Source organism: Pseudoduganella violacea, from assembly GCF_014191875.1.
Classification (GTDB): domain Bacteria; phylum Pseudomonadota; class Gammaproteobacteria; order Burkholderiales; family Burkholderiaceae_D; genus Rugamonas; species Rugamonas violacea_A.
Window position 1 is genome coordinate 94,214 of the sequence record NZ_JACHXD010000007.1, and the last position, 21,464, is coordinate 115,677.

At 62.7% G+C, this 21,464-nt stretch carries 18 protein-coding genes and 1 pseudogene; 7 read left to right on the forward strand and 12 right to left on the reverse strand.

Annotation, left to right across the window (positions count from 1 at the left end):
- The first annotated feature begins 3 nt into the window (after nucleotides 1–3).
- From FHS03_RS13910 to FHS03_RS13925, 4 genes are all read left to right on the forward strand, one after another.
- Complete coding sequence (locus FHS03_RS13910) at nucleotides 4–339, forward strand: DMT family protein (protein WP_183441560.1); 336 nt, start codon at nucleotides 4–6, stop codon at nucleotides 337–339.
- A 70-nt stretch (nucleotides 340–409) separates the two neighbouring features.
- Nucleotides 410–1,282: a 3-methyl-2-oxobutanoate hydroxymethyltransferase gene (panB, locus tag FHS03_RS13915; protein WP_183441561.1), complete on the forward strand. Its 873-nt coding sequence runs from the start codon at nucleotides 410–412 to the stop codon at nucleotides 1,280–1,282.
- A gap of 189 nt (nucleotides 1,283–1,471) precedes the next feature.
- A complete protein-coding gene (locus FHS03_RS13920; protein WP_183441562.1) occupies nucleotides 1,472–1,879 on the forward strand; it encodes a hypothetical protein in 408 nt (135 codons plus the stop codon).
- 116 nt (nucleotides 1,880–1,995) lie between these two features.
- On the forward strand, nucleotides 1,996–2,550 hold the full coding sequence (locus FHS03_RS13925; RefSeq protein WP_183441563.1) for a hypothetical protein: 555 nt from the start codon (nucleotides 1,996–1,998) through the stop codon (nucleotides 2,548–2,550).
- A gap of 53 nt (nucleotides 2,551–2,603) precedes the next feature.
- On the opposite strand, the gene FHS03_RS13930 is transcribed toward FHS03_RS13925, so the two are convergent.
- Nucleotides 2,604–3,242, reverse strand: a complete 639-nt coding sequence (locus FHS03_RS13930; RefSeq protein ID WP_183441564.1) for an FMN-binding negative transcriptional regulator — start codon at nucleotides 3,240–3,242, stop codon at nucleotides 2,604–2,606.
- Nucleotides 3,243–3,351: 109 nt separating this feature from the next.
- Between FHS03_RS13930 and pdxR the strand changes: the two genes are divergently transcribed.
- Both pdxR and FHS03_RS13940 read left to right on the forward strand, forming a co-directional pair.
- The gene (pdxR, locus tag FHS03_RS13935) at nucleotides 3,352–4,833 is read left to right on the forward strand and encodes a MocR-like pyridoxine biosynthesis transcription factor PdxR (protein WP_183441565.1); all 1,482 of its coding nucleotides are present in this window, start codon (nucleotides 3,352–3,354) and stop codon (nucleotides 4,831–4,833) included.
- Between the two features lie 111 nt (nucleotides 4,834–4,944).
- Nucleotides 4,945–5,052 (forward strand): annotated as a pseudogene (locus FHS03_RS13940) (IS3 family transposase); the annotation flags it as partial.
- 79 nt (nucleotides 5,053–5,131) lie between these two features.
- Here FHS03_RS13940 and FHS03_RS13945 read toward each other — a convergent pair.
- The 7 genes from FHS03_RS13945 to FHS03_RS13975 form a co-directional block, all read right to left on the reverse strand.
- Nucleotides 5,132–6,643: an aldehyde dehydrogenase gene (locus FHS03_RS13945; protein WP_183441566.1), complete on the reverse strand. Its 1,512-nt coding sequence runs from the start codon at nucleotides 6,641–6,643 to the stop codon at nucleotides 5,132–5,134.
- A gap of 54 nt (nucleotides 6,644–6,697) precedes the next feature.
- Nucleotides 6,698–7,546 carry an ABC transporter permease gene (locus FHS03_RS13950; RefSeq protein ID WP_183441567.1) on the reverse strand — a complete coding sequence of 283 codons (849 nt, stop codon included), beginning with the start codon at nucleotides 7,544–7,546 and terminating at the stop codon, nucleotides 6,698–6,700.
- Entirely contained in the window at nucleotides 7,543–8,460 is a 918-nt protein-coding gene (locus FHS03_RS13955) for an ABC transporter permease subunit (protein ID WP_183441568.1), read from the reverse strand. The genes FHS03_RS13950 and FHS03_RS13955 overlap by 4 nt, the downstream gene beginning before the upstream one ends.
- Nucleotides 8,461–8,468: 8 nt before the next feature.
- Nucleotides 8,469–9,614, reverse strand: coding sequence for an ABC transporter ATP-binding protein (locus FHS03_RS13960; RefSeq protein WP_183441569.1), 1,146 nt, complete (start codon nucleotides 9,612–9,614; stop codon nucleotides 8,469–8,471).
- A 107-nt stretch (nucleotides 9,615–9,721) separates the two neighbouring features.
- The gene (locus tag FHS03_RS13965; protein ID WP_183441570.1) at nucleotides 9,722–11,128 is read right to left on the reverse strand and encodes an aspartate aminotransferase family protein; all 1,407 of its coding nucleotides are present in this window, start codon (nucleotides 11,126–11,128) and stop codon (nucleotides 9,722–9,724) included.
- 16 nt (nucleotides 11,129–11,144) lie between these two features.
- A complete protein-coding gene (locus FHS03_RS13970; RefSeq protein ID WP_183441571.1) occupies nucleotides 11,145–12,515 on the reverse strand; it encodes a glutamine synthetase family protein in 1,371 nt (456 codons plus the stop codon).
- Nucleotides 12,516–12,589: 74 nt separating this feature from the next.
- Complete coding sequence (locus FHS03_RS13975; RefSeq protein ID WP_183441572.1) at nucleotides 12,590–13,351, reverse strand: gamma-glutamyl-gamma-aminobutyrate hydrolase family protein; 762 nt, start codon at nucleotides 13,349–13,351, stop codon at nucleotides 12,590–12,592.
- Nucleotides 13,352–13,461: 110 nt separating this feature from the next.
- Here FHS03_RS13975 and FHS03_RS13980 point away from each other — a divergent pair, with 110 nt between their 5' ends.
- Nucleotides 13,462–14,622, forward strand: coding sequence for an MFS transporter (locus FHS03_RS13980; protein ID WP_183441573.1), 1,161 nt, complete (start codon nucleotides 13,462–13,464; stop codon nucleotides 14,620–14,622).
- Nucleotides 14,623–14,628: 6 nt separating this feature from the next.
- Here FHS03_RS13980 and FHS03_RS13985 read toward each other — a convergent pair whose 3' ends face one another.
- Genes FHS03_RS13985 through nirB form a run of 4 tightly spaced genes read right to left on the reverse strand, consistent with a single transcriptional unit; the run spans nucleotide 14,629 to nucleotide 21,462 of the window.
- The gene (locus tag FHS03_RS13985) at nucleotides 14,629–17,337 is read right to left on the reverse strand and encodes a molybdopterin-dependent oxidoreductase (RefSeq protein WP_183441574.1); all 2,709 of its coding nucleotides are present in this window, start codon (nucleotides 17,335–17,337) and stop codon (nucleotides 14,629–14,631) included.
- Nucleotides 17,338–17,350: 13 nt separating this feature from the next.
- A complete protein-coding gene (locus tag FHS03_RS13990) occupies nucleotides 17,351–18,565 on the reverse strand; it encodes an NAD(P)/FAD-dependent oxidoreductase (protein WP_183441575.1) in 1,215 nt (404 codons plus the stop codon).
- On the reverse strand, nucleotides 18,562–18,912 hold the full coding sequence (nirD, locus tag FHS03_RS13995) for a nitrite reductase small subunit NirD (protein WP_183441576.1): 351 nt from the start codon (nucleotides 18,910–18,912) through the stop codon (nucleotides 18,562–18,564). Before nirD ends, FHS03_RS13990 begins: the two co-directional genes overlap by 4 nt.
- A 24-nt stretch (nucleotides 18,913–18,936) precedes the next feature.
- On the reverse strand, nucleotides 18,937–21,462 hold the full coding sequence (gene nirB, locus FHS03_RS14000) for a nitrite reductase large subunit NirB (RefSeq protein WP_183441577.1): 2,526 nt from the start codon (nucleotides 21,460–21,462) through the stop codon (nucleotides 18,937–18,939).
- Nucleotides 21,463–21,464: the final 2 nt, after the last annotated feature.

Sequence of the window (21,464 nt, forward strand, 5' to 3'; positions counted from 1 at the left end):
ATCATGCAAACCTTCCTACTGCTTGCCGCCTCCAATATCTTCATGACGGTGGCCTGGTATTGGCATCTCAAAGGCGGCATGAACAAGCCGCTTTTCACCGTGATCCTCATCAGCTGGGCGATCGCCTTTGTCGAGTACTGCTTGGCGGTTCCGGCCAACCGGATCGGCTTTGCCAGCGGCTGGAGTGCGGGGCAGCTGAAAGTGGTCCAGGAAGCCATCGCACTCGTCGTCTTTGGCGTCTTCATGGTCACGGTGCTGGGCGAGCCGCTCCATTGGCGGCATTTCGCCGCTTTCGCCTGCATCATGGGCGCGGTGGGCTTCCTGTTCGTCGGAAAGTAGCCGCGTTAGAATACGCGGTTTGGCGTATGGGATTACACTGTGCGCCCTGGCATTCATTTTGAGGACAACAATGTCTGGTTATCTGCAAGGAAAAGAGATGTCGAGCGCCCCAGCGGCCACCGGCACCCCCGCCCCCGCCAAAACGGTGGCAAGCAAGGCTGTCACCGTCACCACGCTGAGCGCGCAGCGCGCCGCCGGCGAAAAGATCACCATGCTGACCTGCTATGACGCGAGCTTCGCTTCGCTGATGGACCGCTGCGGCGTGGAAGTGCTGCTGATCGGCGATTCGCTGGGCATGGTGTGCAATGGCCACCACTCCACGCTGCCCGTCACGCTGCAGGAAGTGGCGTACCACACGGCCGCCGTGGCGCGCGGCGCCAAGTCGGCGCTGATCGTGGCCGATATGCCTTTCGGCAGCTACGGCACGCCGGAGCAGGCCTTCAACAATGCGGTGCAGCTGATGCAGGCTGGCGCGCATATGGTAAAAATCGAAGGCGGCGCCTGGCTGGGCGATACCATCCGCTTCCTGACCGAGCGCGCGATTCCGGTCTGCGCCCACATCGGCCTGACGCCGCAGTCGGTGCACCAGCTGGGCGGCTACAAGGTGCAGGGCAAGACCACGGAAAGCGCCGAGCAGCTGAAAGCCGACGCGCTGGCCGTGCAGGCTGCGGGCGCTTCGCTGGTAGTGATCGAGGCCATTCCGACCGCCCTGGGCAAGGAAGTGACCGAGACGCTGCATATTCCGACCATCGGCATCGGCGCGGGCCCTGACTGCTCCGGCCAGGTGCTGGTGATGCACGATATGCTGGGCGTCTTCCCCGGCCGCAAAGCGCGCTTCGTGCGCAATTTCATGGATGGCGCGACCAGCATCGACGCCGCCATCTCCGCCTACGTCAGCGCGGTCAAGGACGGCAGCTTCCCTGCGCTGGAACACTGCTTCTGATACAAAAACCTGCCGCCACGCTTCTCCTGCCGCCGCGAATTAGAGGCTTTGCTCAAGATAACGATCTTGTCGCAAAGAAATTCAATTAATACAATGGGGATGCAGCGCTACCAGCGCTGAATCTTCACTGGCCGGCAAACAGGAGAAGTCGTGAAATTCAGGTTTTTGTGTATGGCAAGTGCAGTTCTAATGACAATCGGCGCCAGTCCGATTGCCAGCGCCCACCCAGCCGGCAGCGCATGGCGATACATCGGCAGCTATACGAACACCGTAACATCATCGGAAAGTGGGGACTGCGACGGTTTCACCGTCCAGTTGTGGGAAAACACGCCCAAGCGGGGCAGCAATTCCGTGATCGGCACGTTTTCCCTGGCGGAAGGGCCATGCGATGCGCCAGCCCGCCCCATTTTTGACGCAACTTACAACCACCGTACCGGGAAACTATCCTTTTCGACTTTTATCAATCCGGAACATCCGGCGGCAACGCTGCGATTCCAGGGAAAACTCAGCGCAAACACACTGTCTGGCGTAGTCCAATCCGTCCAGGATGGCGGGGCCGGCTTCAATATGTCGATCCAGCTGGATAGAAAAAAATAAGCGCTGCTTTCTCAATCAAGACAAAAGGGGTCGATATGGACACAGTAGTTATTGTAGGTTCGCGCGAAACAGGATGGGATTTCACTCCCGATTACCTGAATTCGTACCAAAATCAAATGAACACCATCCAGAATCTGGTGGCGCCGCATCCTGAATGGATGCGTCTGCACTATCTGGACATGTTGGCGGATCAGGGCATCGATCCAAGCGATATGGGCGGCCCGGGCCAATCCTTCCCGACCACGGAGAAAAAAACCGTGCACCTGTCGTCGCAGCAGAATGTCGCCGTCACCTTCGACCCGAACGCCGACCACGCGGTCACGCAGTCGATGCAAACGGCGTTCAACGAGATCGTAGGCTCGGTGAAGGATCTGAGCTCGCTGAACATCTCCGCCACGACCAACGGCCACGTCGTCGGTTCCAACCACGAGATCGGCGATGCCGTCGACATCAACTGGATGAACGGCGTTCACATCAGCAACAGCGGCAAAGGCCTGGAAATGGCCAAGGCACTGGAAGCCGCCGCCATGATGAATCCGAATATCCGTTTTGTTGAAGGCCCGATCGGCAACTTCGCGCGCTCGGAACCAGGCGGCAAGTGGTACCCCTCCCCATTCCTGGGCAAGTCGAATTTCACCCACGTGCATTTCGACGTCTTCCCCAAGAAGTAAGCAACTCACGAAACGGCTGCCTTGGCAGCCGTTTTTTTCGCGCTGACGGCGGGCTAGCGCTGCTCCTTCGCCTCCGCGTGGGCCAGCATGGCGTCGCCGATCCTATGCTTGCCCTGCTCCTTCAGCCCTTCTCCGGCACCGCGTATATCGCGCGCGTCCTTATGCTGGCTCAGTTTCGACTTGCCGAGCAGGCGCGTGATTTCGATCTCGATGCCGACGATCTCCGTCAGGAGCGTATCGATAAAGTCCTTGGGCGCATCGCCCATCTTCCACGGAACGGACTGCGATACCTCGTGAGTGCGGGTCAGGCGCGCCACCACGCCGCGCACATAACGCTCGTCGTCGCGCGCGGTCAAACGGCCATAGGCATGGACCACCACATAATTCCAGGTCGGTACTTCCTTATGCGTCTCCTGCTTGCCCGGATACCATTGCGGCGAGATGTAGGCGTCAACCGCCTGGAACACGACTAGGACTTCGCCATTGCCCACATCCTGCCAGACCGGGTTCTTGCGGGCCGCATGGGCGCGCAGCACGCCAAACTCCCCTTCACTGGCATCGAGTTCAAACGGAAGATGGGTGGCATCCAGGCCATTCGAACCGTAGGTGATCAGCGTTCCCAAAGGGTGCTGCTGAATCAGGGCATGCAGCGCTTCGGTGCGCTGCTCGGCAAATTCGGCGGGGACGTACATTTCTGGAACTCCTTGGTAAATGGGATTGCATGCGTTTCCACTGAATTCTCTTGCTAAAATGGTTCAATGTGTAGAGCCAATTTCACAGCAATTTACTAGACCAGAATTTATGCCGAGACGACCGAAAGCCGTTGAACTGCCCGCCATCGGAGCGTTGGACCGTAGCGCAGGCAATCTGGGGCGCCAGCTTGCGCAGGCGCTGCGCGAAGCGGTGCGCAGCGGCGGCCTGAAACCAGGCGAATTTCTGCCCTCCACGCGCCTGCTGGCCAAGTCGCTTGGACTGGCGCGCGGAACGGTGGTCGAAACTTTTGAGCAGCTGACGGCGGAAGGCATCCTGGAATCGCAAACCGGCGCTGGCACCCGCGTGGCACAGGCGCTGGAGGTGCCGTTCAAAACCGTCGGCACAACACCCTTCCCTATCGCGGTCCAACAGTCGGTAACCCTGTCGCCGCGCGCCACCGCCTTCGCCAAACTCGCGCAGCAGCTCACGCCATTGCCGCCGCAGCCCTTCTCCGTCTCGGTTCCAGTGGGACGCACCGCGCCGCTGGACGACTGGCGGCGCATCGGCAACCGCATCCGCGCCACGGCGGCCGGCGCGCCTGCGGGTTACGATCATCCGCAAGGCGTGCCTGCGCTGCGCGAAGCGGTGGCCGAGTACATTCGGCGTTCGCGCTCGGTGCGCTGCCATCCCGACCAGATCATCATCACCTCCGGCACGCAGCAAGGCCTGTACCTGTCCTGCCAAGTCTTGCTGGAGGCGGGCGATACGGCGTGGGTCGAGAATCCCGCCTATCCAGGCATCACCTCCATTCTTGAAAATACGGGATGGCGGGACCGCGTCGCGCGTGTGCCGGTCGACGCCGAGGGTATCGATGTGGCGGCAGGCATCGAACTGGCGCCACAGGCGCGCGCAGCTTTCGTCACGCCCTCCCACCAATACCCGCTGGGCATGCCGATGAGTATGGCGCGGCGCAAGGCGCTGCTGGCTTGGGCCCAAGCGCACAATGCCTGGATTGTGGAGGACGACTACGACAGCGAGATGCGCTACGCCGGCCATCCCTTCCCTTCGCTACAAGGTTTGGGGCCGGAACGCGTGGTTTATCTCGGCACCTTCAGCAAGATCCTGTTTCCCTCGCTGCGGCTGGGCTATGCCGTCGTCCCGGAAGGCATGACTGCCGCCTTTTGCGGCGCGCGGGCGCTGATGGACCGCCATCCACCGAGCGCCGACCAGCATGTGCTTGCCGCCTTCATTCAGGAGGGACATCTGGACCGGCATATCCGCCGCATCCGCAACGTGTATGCGGAGCGCCGCGAACAGTTGGTGGCAATGCTGGAACGGCTGCTGCCGGCCGGTCTGGCCTGGGTCCAGCCTTGCGACCAGGGGCTGCACCTGCTGGTCTGGCTGGCCGACTCGATTGACGATTGCCGCTTATCCGCCCAAGCGCTGGAGGTCGGAGTGTCGGTACGGCCCGTGTCGCCCATGTATGCGGGTAAAGGGCGGCCAGGCCTGATTCTGGGCTTGGGGGATTTCAGCACGGAGCAAACCGAGGCCGCCGCCAAACGGCTTGCTGACACTATTTCGCTTGTATAGAAGCTCACTGAAGACGGGACAAAATGGAGTAAAAATTCCCCTGAGTATTTCTTTGTGCCATCTCAAATACCTATGGAGATTTCTTTCTAGAATCTCCTATGTAATTCCCTTCGCGCTGACGTGTTCGATTACATTGAAAGGTTTTATAACCCTAGACGAAAGCATTCAACACTGGGCTACATTAGCCCGGTAGAATTCGAATCCCTTAAATGCGCCTAGACGAAGTGTCCGTCACATTGGGTGAATGCCACCAAGGAATAAGTCTGGCCCCGAACAATCAGGGCCAAGACCACCCTTCTTATTGGATCTGAATCCAGGTCGTTTTCAACTCCGTATACTTGTCAAAGGCGTGCAGCGATTTGTCGCGACCGTTGCCGGATTGCTTGTAGCCGCCGAAGGGGACGGTGATGTCGTCGCCGTCGTACTGGTTCACGTGCACAGTGCCGGCGCGCAGGGCGCGCGAGGTCTGGATGGCTTTACTCAGGTTCGAGGTCCAGATGGCGGCATGCAGGCCGTAGGGTGTGGCGTTGGCCTGCTTCACCGCATCCTGCAGGTCGGTGAAACTGAGCACCGACAGCACAGGGCCGAAGATTTCTTCATTGGCGATGCTCATGCCGCTGTCGACACGGTCGAACAGGGTGGGAGCGACGTAGTAGCCACCGCTCTCTTTCTTCACTTGTTCGCCGCCGGCCAGCAAGCGCGCGCCGGCCTGTTTGCCTTGTTCGATATAGCCCATCACGGTGCGCAGCTGGATGTCGTCGACGATGGCGCCCATCACGGTCTTGTCGTCGAGCGGATCGCCCGGGGCGAAGGATGGCACCATGGCCAGCGCTTTTTCGAGGAAGCGTTCGCGGATCGATTCTTCCACGAACAGGCGCGAGGGGGCGTTGCAGCTTTCGCCCTGGTTGAAGTAGATGGAGCCGATGGCGGCCGACACGGCGGCGTCGAGGTCGGGGCAGTCGGCGCACACGATGTTGGCGGATTTGCCGCCCAGCTCAGTCCAGGCACGCTTCAAATTCGACTGCCCCGCCATCTGCATGATCTGCTTGCCGACGCGGGTGGAGCCGGTGAAGGCGATGCAGTCCACGTCCATATGCAGGGCGAGCGCGCTGCCCGCTTCATTGCCGTAGCCGGGCAGCACATTGAGAACGCCGGGCGGCACGCCCGCAGCCAGCGCCAGTTCGGCCAGGCGCAGCGCGGTCAGCGGCGATTTTTCGGAGGGCTTGAGGACGACGCTATTGCCGGCGGCCAGCGCGGGCGCGATCTTCCAGGAAGCCATCAGCATCGGATAGTTCCAGGGCACGATGGCGCCCACCACGCCGACCGCTTCGCGCGTGATCAGGGCCAGGCTGTGTGAAGGCGCGGGGGCGATTTCACCATACACTTTGTCGATGGCTTCGCCGTACCAGCGGATGCAGTTGGCGGCGCCCGCCACGTCGACGCTCTGGCTGTATTGGATCGGCTTGCCCATGTCGAGGGTTTCCAGCAGGGCCAGTTCGGCGGCGTTCTGCTGCAGCAGGTCGGCGAAGCGGATCAGGATGCGTTTGCGTTTGGCCGGCGCCAAATTGACCCAGCGGCCATCTTCGAAGGCGGCACGGGCGGCAGTGACGGCGATGTCCACGTCGGCTTTATCGCAGCGGGCCACGGCGGCCAGCTTGCGGCCGTCGATGGGGGAATGGCTGTCGAATTGCTGTTCGCTGCAGGCCCAGACGCGCTGGCCGTTGATGAAGGCGCGTCCGTCGATGCTGAGCTGGGCGGCGCGCTCGTGCCATGAGGTGGCGGGGGATTTTGCGGTGCTGTTCTCGGCCATGCTGGACTCCCTTTCCGTTTCCGGTTCAGGAGTCCATTGTAACGCTGGCGCGATTTACTCGGCGTCGCCTTTGAAGGCGGCGGCGATCTGTTTCTGGCGCAGGCGCTCGGCGCGGGCCAGGTAGATGCTGGAGGCGATCACGCCGATCGACACCACTAGGATGGTGATGGCGGCGACGGCATTCACGCGCGGGTCGAGGCCGAGGCGGGCGCGCGAGAAGATCACCAGCGGCATGGTGGAGGAACCAGGACCGGACAGGAAGGCCGACAGCACCACATCGTCCAGCGACAGGGTGAAGGTCAGCAGCCAGGCCGATGCCAGCGCCTGCTTGATATTCGGCAGCGTCACCAGGAAGAAGACCTGGAAGGGCTTGCAGCCCAGGTCCATGGCCGCTTCTTCCAGCGACTTGCTCATCTCCTGCAGGCGCGATTGCACCACCACGGCGGCATAGGCCATGCCGAGCAGGGTGTGGCCTATCCAGATGGTGGTCAGGCCGCGCTCAGGGAAGCCGAAGACCTTTTGCACCGACACCAGCATCAGCAGCAGCGAGAGGCCGATGATCACTTCGGGCATCACCAGCGGCGCGCTGGCCATGCCGGAGAACAGGGTGCGGCCGGGGAAGCGGCGATAGCGGTCCAGCACGAAAGCGACGAAGGTGCCCAGCAGAACCGAGCTGCAGGCGGTGAGCACGGCGATCCGCAGCGACAGGCCAAAGCCGGACAGGATTTCGCCATCCTTTACCAGTTCGGCGTACCAGCGCAGCGAAAAGCCGCTCCACACCATGTCCTGGCGCGATTCGTTGAAGGAGAACACCACCAGCACCACGATGGGCAGGTAGAGGAAGCAGTAGCCGAGCGAAAGCCAGCCACGGCCAAACCAGCGCTGAATCCAGGAGCCTTTCATTTGTGGCCTCCTTCGCGCTGTTCGGCCTGATATTTGTTCAGGATCGCCATCGGCACCAGAATCAGCAGAATCACAACCACCGTGACGGAGGACGCCATCGGCCAGTCGTTATTGGTAAAGAATTCGTCCCACAGCACGCGGCCGATCATCAGCGTTTCCGGACCGCCCAGCAGTTCCGGAATCACGTACTCGCCCACGGCTGGAATGAAGACCAGCATGGCGCCGGCGATGATGCCCGACTTCGACAGCGGCACGGTGATGCGCCAGAAAGCCTGCATCGGCGTGGCGCCCAGGTCGGCCGCCGCTTCCAGGAAGCGCATGTCCATCTTGGACAGGTTGGCGTACAGCGGCAGGATCATGAAGGGCAGGTACGCGTACACCATGCCGATCACCAGCGAGAACGGGGTGTTCATCAGGTGCAGCGGTTCCTGGATCACGCCCAGCGCCATCAGCGCGTGGTTGACGATGCCGTGGTTGGCCAGGATGCCTTTCCAGGCGTAGATGCGCAGGAGGAAGGAAGTCCAGAACGGCATCATCACCATCATCAGCAGCACCGGCCGCAGCGAAGCGCGGGCGCGCGCCATGAAGTAGGCGAAAGGGTAACCGATCACCAGACAGCACACGGTGGTGATGGCGGCGTATTTAAGCGAGCTGAGATAAGTCAGCACATACAGCTCGTCGCCCCAGATGAAGAGGTAGTTGGCAATCTTCACCTTGATGTTGACGATGCCGTCGGCATAGGTCAGCAAGGTGCCGAAGGGATTGCCGGCATCGACTTCGCTAAAGCTGATGCGCGCGACGATCAGGAAGGGGATCAGGAAGGCGAACACCAGCCAGACGAAAGGCACGGCGATGACGAAGCGCCGTCCGGTCAGCCAGCGCAAGGTCAGCAGATCGGTAAGGAATTTCAGCATGGCCGCCCTCAGCTGGTCAGCACGACAACGTCGCTGCCATCCCACCAGGCCCACACGCGCTGGCCGCGCTGGAAGCCCGACTCTTCGTGGCGGGCCGCATTGGTGCGCGCCACTTTCAGGTCCATGCCGGAAGCAAGGCGGACCACATAGTGGGTCTCGTTGCCGAAGTAGGAAATCGAGGCGATCGTGCCCTGCATGCAGTTGCGGCCATTCTCGCCCTGGTGGCTGCGCTGCTCGGGCAGTGGCGCTTCCAGCTGCAGCACGATTTTTTCCGGACGCACGGCCACGCTCACTTCCATGCGCTCGGTGCCGGTGATGCCGTGGGTGACGTAGTGCTGGCCTTCCGGCGTGTCGATGATGACGTGGTCCGGCTCGTCCTCGGTGACGCGGCCCTGGAACAGATTGACCGAACCGATGAAGTCGGCCACGAAGCGGCAGTTCGGGGTTTCGTAGATTTCGCCCGGCGCGCCCACTTGCAGGATGCGGCCTTCGCTCATGACGGCGATGCGGGTGGCCATGCTCATGGCCTCGTCCTGGTCGTGCGTGACCATCACGCAGGTCACGCCGACCTGCTCGATGATGTTCACCAGTTCGACCTGGGTGCGTTCGCGCAGTTTCTTATCGAGGGCGCCGAGCGGCTCGTCCAGCAGCAGCAGTTGCGGGCGTTTCGCCAGGCTGCGCGCCAGCGCCACGCGCTGCTGCTGGCCGCCGGACAGCTGGTGCGGCTTGCGCTTGCCATAGGCCGAGAGCTGCACCAGGGACAACATCTTGTCGACACGGGCGGCGATTTCGTCTTTCGGCAGGCCGTCGCGGCGCAGGCCGAAGGCGATATTGTCCCAGACCGTCAGGTGCGGGAACAGCGCATAGGACTGGAACATCATATTGATCGGGCGCTCGTAGGGCGGCACCGAGATGATGTCCTGCCCGCCCAGCTGGATGGCGCCGGAGGTGGGCGTTTCAAAGCCTGCCAGCATGCGCAGCAGCGTCGATTTGCCGCAGCCGGAGCTGCCCAGCAGGGCAAAAATCTCGCCCTTGTTGATCGTGACCGATACGTCGTTTACGGCACGGACACCGTCGAAATCCTTGACCAGATTGCGGATAAACAGAAATGGCTGGCCAGCTGCAGCAGATGCGGCGGGAGAGGCAGTCGTCATATGGGCGATTTATTAACTTTGTTGAAAGTGCAAGGGCTGCGTTTTGCAAAACGGTGATTATAAATGCAGCGCTTTCAAGAAAACCATAAATCGCTGGTCTGGATGCTCTAAATCCAGCCGCGGGCCTCCACGTCCTCCAGGGTGCGGTCGAGACAGAAGCGGATCAGGGCCACCATTTCGTCGATCTGCGCCCGGCCCATGACCAGGGGCGGGGCCACGATCATGCGCTCGCCGACGGCGCGCATGATCATGCCATTGTTGAACATATGGCCACGGCAGACCATGCCCACGCCCAGCGCCGGGTCGAAACGCAGCTGGTCATGCAGGCGGGCGGCCTTGCCGCGCACCAGATTCAGGCCGGCTACGAAGCCGCAAGTCTCGGCCACGCCGACCAGGGGATGGGCGGCCAGGCTGGCAAAACGCTGGCGCAGATAGGGACCGGTATCCTCGGCCACGCGCTCGACCAGCTTTTCCTCCTCGATGATGCGGATATTTTCCAGCGCCGCCGCGCAAGCCACCGGGTGGCCGGAATAGGTGAAGCCGTGGGTGAACTCGCCGCCGTCCATCACCACCTTGGCCACGCGGTCGCTCACCAGCACCCCGCCCAGCGGCACATAGCCGGAGGTCACGCCCTTGGCGAAGGTGATCAGGTCCGGTTCGATGCCGAACAATTCGGAGCCGAACCAGCGGCCCAGACGGCCGAAGCCAGTAATCACTTCGTCCGCAATCAGCAGCACGTCGTACTTGCGGCAGATGCGGCGGATTTCGGGCCAGTAGGTATCGGGCGGGATCACTACCCCGCCCGCGCCCTGGATTGGCTCGCCGATGAAGGCGCCCACCTTGTCCGCGCCGATTTCGAGGATTTTCTTTTCCAGCCAGCCGGCGGCGCGCAGGCCGAAGTCCTCCGGCGTCATGCCGACGCCATCGTCGAAATAATGGGGCTGGCCGATGTGGACGATGCCGGGAATCGGCAAGCCGCCCTGCTCGTGCATGCCGCTCATGCCGCCCAGGGAAGCGCCGGCCATGGTGCTGCCGTGATAGGCATTGCGGCGGCTGATGATGACGTGACGGTCAGGATAACCCATCAGATCCCAGTAGCGCCGCACCATGCGCACATTGGTGTCGTTGGCCTCGGAGCCGGAGCCGGTGTAGAACACGTGCTGGAAGCCGGGCGGCGCCAGCTCGGCCAGTTTGGCCGCCAGCTGCACCGCCGGCACATTCGAGGTATTGAAGAAGCTGTTATAGAAAGGCAGCACATCCATCTGCTTGTGCACTGCCTGGGCGATGCTGCTGCGGCCATACCCCACATTCACGCACCACAAGCCGGACATGCCGTCCAGGATCTTCTTGCCCTCCGAGTCCCAGAGATAAATCCCGTCGCCGCGCACGATCATGCGCGAACCTTTGCTGTGCAATTGCGTATGGTCGGTGAAGGGATGCAGATAATGCGCCGCGTCCTGCGCTTGCAGGGCCAGGGTATCCGGCATTTCCGGAACGACGGGATTGGTGGTCATGGCACACCTCCATTTTTTAAACGTGCAGCAGCAGATGCTCGCGTTCCCACGGGCTGATGACAGTCATGAATTCCTGATGTTCCAGATCCTTGATGGCGGCATAGACGTCGATGAAGCGTTCGCCCAGCACGGTGCGCAGCTTGTCCTCGGCGCGCAGGGCTTGCAGCGCTTCGGGCAGGCCTTGCGGCAATTCGTATTTCATATCGTAGGCGCTGCCGGTGGTGATGGGGCTTGGCTCCAGGCGCTCGGTCATGCCGAGATAGCCGCAGGCCAGCGTGACCGCCAGCGCCAGATAGGGATTGGCGTCAGCGCCGATGATGCGGTTTTCCACGCGCCTATCCTGCACGCTGGATTCGGGGATGCGGAAGCCCACGGTGCGGTTGTCCATGCCCCATTGGATATTGATGGGCGCGGCCGTGTGACGCACCAGGCGACGATAGGAGTTCACATAAGGGGCGACGATGGCCATGGCCGACGGCATATAGCGCTGCAGGCCGCCGATGTAGTACTTGAACAGCGGCGAAGGAGAACCATCCTGGTTGCTGAAGATATTCCAGCCGGTTTTGGCATCGACCACGCTCTGGTGCACGTGCATGGCCGATCCCGGCTCGCCCGCCATGGGCTTGGCCATGAAGGTGGCGTACATATTGTGCTTGAGCGCAGCTTCACGCAAGGTGCGCTTGAAGAAGAAGACCTTGTCGCCCAGCCCCAGCGGCTCGCCATGCAGGAAGTTGATTTCCATCTGGCCGGCGCCGATTTCGTGGATCAGCGTGTCCACGTCGAGGCCCATCAGGTCGCAGTAGTCGTAGATATCCTCGAACAGCGGGTCGAATTCATTGACGGCATCGATGCTGTAGACCTGGCGCGAGGTTTCGGCACGGCCGCTGCGGCCGATCGGCGCTTTCAGCGGCAGGTCGGGATCGGCGTTCTTGTCGGTCAGGTAAAACTCCAGCTCGGGCGCCACCACGGGACTCCAGCCTTTGTCCTCATACAGTTTCAGCACGCGGCGCAGCACGGTGCGCGGCGCGAAGTCCACCAGCTTGCCATCGGAGAAGTAGCAGTCGTGGATCACCTGCGCGGTGGGATCGGTGGCCCACGGCACCATGGTGATGGTGGTGGGATCGGCGCGCAGGACCATATCGCGGTCGGTGGACGAGATGGCGCGGTCGTAGCCCGCATCATCGACCGGGTAGTTGCCGGTCACGGTCATGCCCAGCACCGCTTCCGGAATGCGCATGCCGCGCTCCTGGGTGAATTTACCGCGCGGCAGAATTTTGCCGCGCGCCACGCCGGTCAGGTCCGGCACCAGGCATTCGATTTCGGTGACTCGTTTTTCGTTGAGCCACTCGTCCATATCGGTATAAGTAAAGTTTTCGCGGATTGCCATTTTTTGCTCCCAAAGGTTTTAACTGGCGCGTGCAAATGAGGCGCGCGCCGCCGTGCGTCCGTATGCGGGAGCAGCTAAGGGACGCCGTTCTGTTCGAGATACGCGATGCAGGCCTTACCGAAAGCAAGGAAGATCTTCGTCGAATCGGGGTTATCGGTGACGCGCCACTCGGGGTGCCATTGCACCGCCAGCGCGAAGCTGCGCGCATTGGCGACGCTGTACGCTTCCACCAGCCCATCCGGCGCCACGGCTTCCACGGCAAGGCCGGGAGCCAGCTTGGCTATTCCCTGTCCATGCAGGGAGTTGACCTGGATTTCGGCGGGATTGCCGAGAATTTCGGCCAGGACGCCGCCACGGGTCAAACGGATCGGATGCGCGGGGCCGTACTGCACTTCCATCGCATCCTGTGGCCGGTCGCGGTGATCGAGCATGCCGGATACTTCCTGCACCGCTTGATGCAGGGTGCCGCCCAATGCCACATTCATTTCCTGGAAGCCGCGGCAAATGCCAAGTATCGGAATGCCGCGTTCCAGCGCGGCGCGGATCAGCGGCAAGGTGGTGGCGTCGCGCGCGGCATCGAGCGGCAGCGCGGGGTCGTGGATAGTTTGACCGTACAGGTCCGCATGCACATTCGATGCGGAGCCGGTCAGCATCACGCCATCGGCCACGGAAAGGACCGCGTCCACATCGGCCAGCTCGCCCAGCGCCGGCAATACCAGAGGCATGCAGCGCGCGCCAAGGACGACGGCGTTGACATACTTGTGCTGCGCAGCGTGATTGGGATGCTCGCCAATCAGCCGGGTGCAGGCTGGAACAATGACGATGGGACGGCGCATGTAAATCCACCTTGCTAAAGGGTGTTTAAGTCAATTTATCACAATTTCGACTATCATTGGCTTACTGTTAAACCGTATCACCCTCCAATGCACTTATTCCCAACAGCGCCATGAAGAATCTGCCATGGCGTGAATTTTTCGCCCTTGTTATCAGTATCGGCGTGGTCGGCCTCGGACTAGGCGCCACGATTCCTCTTACCGCACTGACGCTGGACCAGCGCGGCGCAGGGACGCATGTCATCGGCATCGTCACGGCCATCAGTGCGCTCGGCATTCTCGCCTCGGCGCCTTTCGTGACGGGCTGGGTGGCGCGCTTCGGGCCGCGCCGCATGATGATGGTCTCGGTCTGGGTGGCCGCACTGACCACGGCGCTGATGCAGGTGACCGACAATATCTATGCCTGGAGCGTGCTGCGTTTCCTGTTCGGCGGCGTGATGGGCGTGCTGTTCACGCTGGGCGAAGCGTGGGTCAACCGCATCGCGCCCGACAATTCGCGTGGCCGTGTGGTGGCGATTTACGCCACCAGCTTCACGCTGTTCCAGCTGACCGGCCCCGCGCTGGTGGCTGCGGTGCAGGGCAAGATCACGTATAGCTTCGCCGCCTGCGGCCTGCTCTTCCTCGGCGCCTTGCCGGGCCTGGCGCTGCTGAACGGCGCCAATCCCGCCGCCGATGAGGGAGAAGAAGAGCACAGCCGCTGGCAAAGCGTGCTGCCGAAGATGCCGATGATCTTGCTGGGCGCGGCCTTCTTCGCGCTGTTCGATACGCTGATCCTGAGCTTCCTGCCAGTGTATGCGATGCGCCAGGGCATAGTCATGGAACTGGCGTTGCTCTCGGCCACCGTGGTGCTGGTGGGCGACACCGTGCTGCAATTCGCCATGGGCTGGCTGGCCGACCATTTCGGCCGCTGGCGCGTGCATGTGGCTTGCGGCATCGCGGTCTGCCTGCTGCTGCCCTTGCTGCCGCTGGCGGCGCGCCATCCCTGGCTATGGTGGACGGTGCTGGTGGCGCTGGGCGCGGCGGCGGGCGCCATCTATATGCTGGCGCTGGTCGCCTGCGGCGAACGATTCAACGGCGGTGCATTGACCACGGCCAGCGCGCTGGTGAATGTGGGCTGGGGAGCGGCCAGCGCCGGCGGGCCGCTGCTGACCGGTGCGCTGATGCAGAACGTGGGCATCAATGCCCTGCCCGGCGTTCTGTTCGGCGGCTGCGCGATCTTCCTGCTCAGCGCAGCGTGGGAGGCGTGGAGCGAGCGCAAGGCAACCAAGGCTTAAGCCGCATCAGGATTCGGCGGCAGCTTCGGCCAACGTTTCGGCCAGCAGTTTTTTCAACTCCGGCACGCAAGATCCGCAATTGCCGCCAGCCTTCACGCAAGCCGTGACTTGCGCCACCGATTTCAGATCCTGCTCGCGGATCGCGCCGCAAATCGTATTGCGGCCCACACCGAAGCAGGAGCAAACGGCGGGGCCGGCATCCTCGCCTTGCGCGATGGCGCGGCCAGCGAGCAGGCCGGCGCGGTCGGCATCGTCGAGCATCTCCTTGCCGAACAAGCCCGCCAGCCAGCTGCGCGCAGGCAGGTCGGGACGGGATGAGACGAAGATGCATTGCTCGATGCGGTCGTCAACGATATGCACAGCGCGGTACATGCCTTCGCTGCGGTCGGCGTATTCCAGCCAGTCGGCATCATCGCCATTCACACCCAACAGGGATTTGGCCCACAGGCCGAAATCCTCGATGCTGTTGCGACCAGCCAGCTCGTAGCGGGCAAAACCCCTGCCCTGCGCGCGCGTCCAGTGCGCCACGCCACCCAGATTCACATCGGCGCGACTCAGGATGAAGCCATGCCATTTCACGGGGAAGCGCTCGACGCGCACCGGCGTGTGCTTGAATTCCGGTTCACCGGAAACCGGACATACGGCTGGATTCACCAGCGCCCCGACGCGGGCATCGGACGCCGTCTGCCCGTTCCAGTGGATAGGAATGAAGACGCTGCCGCGCGCAATGCCGCCGCCGTGCTGAACCCGCGCCACCATGGCGCCCCATTGCGTCGTGACGCGCGCCAATTCGCCTTCGCGCACGCCGCTCAGCAAAGCATCCTGCGGGTGCATATCGACGAAGGATTCGGGAATATGCTCGGACAGCTTGGGCGCGCGGCCGGTACGCGTCATCGTGTGCCACTGGTCGCGCACGCGGCCGGTGTTCAGCGCAAAGGGATAATCTTCGTCGCGCTCGTTGACGGGAAGACGCGGCGCGGCAGCGATGAAACGCGCGCGACCGTCAGGATGAGAAAAGTGGCCGTCGCCAAACAGTCTTGCGCTGCCTTGTTGCGATTCGTCCTCTGCCTTCAATGGCCATTGCACAGGCTCTAGCGCATCGTAGGCGGCTGCACCAAGCTTTGCCAGGCCGCCGATATCCAGAACGCGGGGCAGCTCCTGCGGCGTATTGCGGAAGGCGGTCAGGCGCGCGTGCTCCGCAAAAATCTGCTGCGGGCTTTCGTAGTCGAACCCGGCGTACCCCATGCGCTGAGCGAATTGCGCCAATATCCGCCAGTCGGCGCGCGCTTCGCCAGGAGCAGGCAGGAAAGCGCGCTGGCGCGAGATGCGGCGCTCGGAGTTGGTAACGGTGCCGTCCTTCTCGCCCCAGCCCAGCGCGGGCAGCAGGACGTGTGCGAAGGCATTGGTGTCGGTATCCTGCACGATGTCGGAAGCCACCACCAGCTCGCACTTCTGCAAGGCGCGCCGCGCCTGGTCGGCATCCGGCAGACTGACGATGGGATTGGTGGCGATGATCCACACCGCCTTGACGCGGCCCGCTTCGATGGCCTGGAACAGATCGACCGCTTTCAGGCCCGGCTTGTCGGCAATGCGCGGCGAAGCCCAGAAAGTCTGCACGGCTTCGCGGTGCGCGGCCTTGTCGATATCCAGATGCGCGGCCAGCATATTCGCCAGACCGCCCACTTCCCTGCCGCCCATGGCGTTCGGCTGGCCAGTGAGGGAGAACGGTCCCATGCCCGGCTTGCCGATGCGGCCCGTCAACAGGTGGCAATTGATGATGCTGTTGGCCTTGTCCGTGCCGGCCGAGGATTGATTCACGCCCATGGAGAAGCCGGTAATCACTTTCTCCGTTGCGGCAAAGGATTCGTAGAAGCCCAGCAGATCGTCCAGATTCAGCTTGCAGGCCTTGGCCACCGCCTCCGGTTCCAGATCGGCAACTGCCAGCGCATCGTCCAACCCGAGCGTATGCGTTGCAACGAAGGCCGCATTTGCCGCGCCGCGCTTGGCCAGATAGTTGAGCAGGCCGTTGAACAGCCACACATCGGTGCCCGGTTTGACCGGCAGATGCAAGTCCGCCAGCTCGCAAGTGGCGGTGCGGCGCGGATCGATCACCACCAGCTTGACGCCAGGCCGCTGCTCGCGGATGCGGGCGATGCGCTGGAACAGGATGGGATGGCACCAGGCGGCATTGGAGCCGACCAGCACGATCATGTCGGCCAGCTCCAGATCGTCGTAGCAGACCGGCACCACATCCTCGCCAAACGCGCGCTTGTGCGCCGCCACGGCGGAGGACATGCACAGCCGCGAATTGGTGTCGATATTGGCGCTGCCGATATAGCCCTTCATCAGCTTGTTGGCGACGTAGTAGTCCTCCGTCAGCAGTTGGCCCGATACGTAGAAGGCCACCGCGTCCGGCCCATGCTCGGCGATGATCGACTGCCACTTATCCGCCACACGGTCCAGCGCCTCGTCCCACGATGCGCGGCGCAGCGCCCCTTGCTCGCGCAGTTGAGGATACAGCAGGCGTCCTTCCAGGCCGATGGTTTCACCCAGCGCCGAGCCCTTCACGCAAAGCCGGCCCGCGTTGGCGGGATGGTCGGCATCGCCCGCAATATCGAAGCCGCCATCGGCGCGCGGCGTGGCTTTCACGCCGCAGCCCACGCCGCAGTAGGCGCATGTGGTTCGTACCGCCAAATGGTCCTGGGACAGGTTCACGATGATTTCCGCTTCACGCGGCCTGGGCGCACAGCGCCTGGCCAAACAATAAGTGGCTGCGCATCGAGGAGATATCGGTGCGCTTCTGGATCAGGTCGAAATACCAGGGACCGTCCTGCACGTCGCCGTACAGCACCGCGCCAGCAATGCGGTTGCCGCGCAGGACCAGGCGCTTGTAGACGCCGCGCCGGGCGTCGCGCAGCACCAGATCTTCGCTGTCCTCGCCGCCGATGAAGTCGCCCGCCGAATACAGCTCGACGCCGGTTACTTTCAGCCGCGTGGCGCAAGCCTGCTGCACATAGCGGCGATGCCCCGCTCCGGCCAGATGCGCGGCGCAGACACGCGCCTGCTCCCAGATCGGCGCGACCAGCCCGAAGGTGGCGCTGCGGTGCTGCACGCATTCGCCCACGGCGTACACCCGCGGATCGTAAGTCTGCAAGGTGTCGTCCACCACGATGGCGCGTTCGCAATGCAGACCGGATTGCTGAGCCAGTGCGATATTCGGACGCACGCCCGCCGTCATCACCACCAGGTCGGCCGGAATCTCGCTGCCGTCCTTGAAGCGCACGGCACGCACGCGGTCTTCGCCCACGATCTCGCTGGTCTGCGCTTCCAGCATGAAGCGCAAGCCCTTCCCTTCCAGCGCCTTTTGCAGCAGCTGGGCGGCGGGCTTGTCGAGCTGCTGGTTCATCAGCGCGTCGGTCACATGCACCACCGTCACGTCCATGCCTTGGCGCTGCAAGCCATTGGCCGCTTCCAGTCCCAGCAGGCCGCCGCCGATGATGACGGCGTGGCGATGGTTGCGCGCCGCTTCCAGCATGGTTTCCACGTCCTTTATATCGCGGAAGGCGATCACGCCCGGCAGCTTGTGTCCCGGAACCGGGATGATGAAAGGCCGGGAGCCAGTCGCCAGTAGCAGGCGGTCGTAACGCACTTCGCGTCCCGAACGGGCGCGCACCACGCGGCGCTTGCGGTCGATGCGCTCGACGGGATCGCCGGCATGCAGGGTGATGCCGTGATGCTCGTACCATTCGCGGGTATTGAGCATGATGTCGTCCACCGTCTTCTCGCCCGCCAGCACCGGCGAGAGCAGGATGCGGTTGTAATTGCCATGCGGTTCCGCGCCGAACACGGTGATATCGTAGTGCCGCGGATCGAACTTGAGCAGTTCCTCCACCGTGCGCATGCCGGCCATGCCGTTGCCCACCACCACCAGCGCGGGTTTCATGCGCCGACCCAGACCTTTCCGCCATCGATGCGGGCCGGATAGGTCGGCACCGAATGCTCGGGCACTTCCACGCATTCGCCGGTCTGCAGATCGAAGTGATGCTTGTAGATGGGCGAGGCAACGACGATGCGTTCTCCCAGATTGCCGATCAGGCCACGCGATAGCACGGCCGCATCCGAATTCGGATCGTAATTGCCGATGGCGAAAACGCGCTGCTCGCCGCTGGCATTCAGGCGGAACACGGCCACCTGCTCGCCTTGCAGCAGCGCGCACACGCCAGTGTTCGGCACAATGTCTTCCACTGCGCAAACGGCAGTCCAGGTTCCGGGTTGGGTATCGCGGTGCATATCGTTCTCCTTTGATGGGACAGTTCAAGCCTGCTTCATGATCGGGATGCGTTTGCGCTCTTCGATGGTGGCGGGACGAATCTGGCCGCGCTCCTCCATGAAGACCACGTTATTGTCTTTTTCCTCGCTGTTGACGAAGTGGCGGAAGCGCTGGCGCGTTTCAGGATTGGTGACGGCTTCTTTCCATTCGCAGGCATAGGTATCGACCACGCGCTGCATATCGGCTTCCATCTCGGCGACGATGCCCAGCTTGTCGCCGATGACCACGGACTTCAGGTAATCCAGACCGCCCTCCAGGTTCTCGCGCCAGGTGCTGGTGCGCTGCAGGCGGTCGGCGGTACGGCTGTAGAACATCAGGAAGCGGTCGATGTAGCGCACCAGCGTGGCCTTATCCAGGTCGGCGGCGAACAGCTCGGCGTGGCGCGGCTTCATGCCGCCGTTGCCGCAAACGTAGAGGTTCCAGCCTTTTTCGGTGGCGATGATGCCGACGTCCTTGCCCTGGGCCTCGGCGCACTCGCGCGTGCAGCCGGAGACGCCGAACTTGATCTTGTGCGGCGTGCGCAAACCCTTGTAGCGGTTTTCCAGTTCGATCGCCAGGCCTACGCTATCGTCCACGCCGTAGCGGCACCAGGTGGAACCGACGCAGGATTTCACAGTGCGCAGCGATTTGCCGTAAGCGTGGCCGGTTTCGAAGCCGGCCGCGATCAGCTCTTCCCAAATGGAGGGAAGTTGCTCGACGCGGGCGCCGAACAGGTCGACGCGCTGGCCGCCGGTGATCTTGGTGTACAGGCCGTACTTCTTGGCGACCATGCCGACGGCGATCAGGCCGTCGGCCGTGACTTCGCCACCCGGCATGCGCGGCACCACGGAGTAGGTGCCATCCTTCTGGATATTGCCGAGGAAGTAGTCGTTCGAATCCTGCAGGCTGGCATGCTCCTTCTTCAGCACGAAATCGTTCCAGCAGGTTGCCAGGATGGAGGCTGCCAGCGGCTTGCAGATATCGCAGCCCAGGCCTTTGCCATGCTGGGACAGCAGCACGTCGAAGGTCTTGATCTGGCCAACGCGGATCAGGTGGAACAGCTCCTGGCGCGAATAGGCGAAGTGTTCGCAGATATGGTTGTTCACGTCCATGCCCAGCTTCTTCATCTCGGCCTTCATGATCTGCGTCACCAGCGGCACGCAGCCGCCGCAAGACGTGCCGGCGCCGGTGCATTTCTTCAGCGCGCCGATGCTGGTGGCGCCGCCCGCTACCGCCTCGCACAGCGCGCCTTTCGACACATCGTTGCAGGAGCATATCTGCGCTGCGGCTGGCAAAGCTTCCACGCCCAGGCCCGGCCTGGCCTTGCCGTCGGATTGCGGCAGGATCAGGAATTCGGGCGCTTCCGGCAGCTCGATCTTGTTCAGCATCATTTGCAGCAGCGAGCCGTATTCGCCGGCATCGCCCACCAGCACGCCGCCCAGCAGATATTTGCCGCAGTCGGAAACGACGATTTTCTTGTATACCTGCTTGCGCTCGTCGGTGAACTGGTAGCTGCGGCAGCCTTCGTGCTTGCCGTGCGGGTCGCCGATACTGGCCACGTCCACACCCATCAGTTTCAGTTTGGTGCTCATGTCGGCGCCGGCGAAAGCCGCCTGCTGACCGGCGATATGCCGTGCCGCTACGCGCGCCATATCGTAGCCGGGAGCGACCAGACCGAAGACCTGGCCGCTCCACTGCGCGCATTCGCCGATCGCATACACGTCCGGATCGGAAGTCAGGCAAGCATCATCGATGGCGATGCCGCCGCGCGCGCCGATCTCCAGACCGCATTCGCGAGCCAGGTAATCGCGTGGACGGATGCCCGCCGAGAAGACAATCATATCAGTGTCGAGGTGGCTGCCGTCGGCGAAGTTCATGCGGTGCGTGCCGTTCTCACCATCGACAATTTCCAGCGTGTTCTTGCCGGTGTGGACGGTCACGCCCAGCTCCTCGATGCGGCTGCGCAGAACGCGGCCGCCGCCATCGTCCACCTGCACCGCCATCAGGCGCGGCGCGAATTCCACCACATGGGTTTCCAGGCGCATATCGCGCAGCGCCTTGGCGCATTCCAGGCCAAGCAGGCCGCCGCCGATCACCACGCCGCTGCGCGAGCGCTGGCCGCATTCCAGCATCGCTTCCAGATCCTCGATGGTGCGGTAGACGAAGCAGTCCTTGCGTTCCTTGCCAGGCAGCGGCGGCACGAAGGGGAAGGAGCCGGTGGCGAAGACCAGCTTGTCGTAAGGCAGAGCTTCGCCGCCGTTCGTCGTCACCGTCCTGGCTTCGCGGTCCACGGCCACGGCGCGCGCGTTCAGCTTGAGCACCATGTCCGCGCGTTCGAAGAAGCCGGGTTTGACCAGCGACAGATCTTCGGCGCTTTTCCCGGCAAAGAACTCGGACAGGTGCACGCGGTCGTAAGCGGGCCGTGGTTCCTCGCACAGCACGGTCACGTCCAGCTGCTGCGCACCGCTCTCCGCCAGGCACTCCAGGAATTTGTGGCCGACCATGCCATGGCCGATGACGACGATTTTCATTC